General features: G+C 70.2%; 1 pseudogene. It reads left to right on the top strand.

The annotated features are described in order from the left end of the window. Positions 1–315 (top strand): annotated as a pseudogene (locus tag ACLF3M_RS35450) (FAD-dependent oxidoreductase); the annotation flags it as partial.

Here is a 315-nt window from a genome sequence, read left to right as displayed (position 1 = left end):
GTCGTGGAGACGCGCGGGGCCGACGGCACGACCGCGCGGCTTCGCTGCGGGCACGTCATCTCCTCGATGCCGGTGCGCGAGCTCGTCTCGGCGATGAACCCGCCCCTGCCGGAGGCGGCGCGGCGCGCAGCCTCGGCGCTGCGCTACCGCGACTTCATCACCGTGGCGCTGGTGCTGACCGATCGCGGGCGCTTCGACGACAACTGGATCTACATCCACGACCCCGGCGTGAAGGTCGGGCGCATCCAGAACTTTAAGTCCTGGTCGCCGGCGATGATCCCCGACCCCGCGCTCACCTGCTACGGCCTCGAGTAT

The organism is Falsiroseomonas sp. HW251, from assembly GCF_050563545.1.
In the GTDB taxonomy this organism is placed as follows: Bacteria; Pseudomonadota; Alphaproteobacteria; order Acetobacterales; family Acetobacteraceae; genus Falsiroseomonas.
Note: the sequence above shows the minus strand (reverse complement) of the source record. Positions and strands in the feature narration are given on the sequence as shown.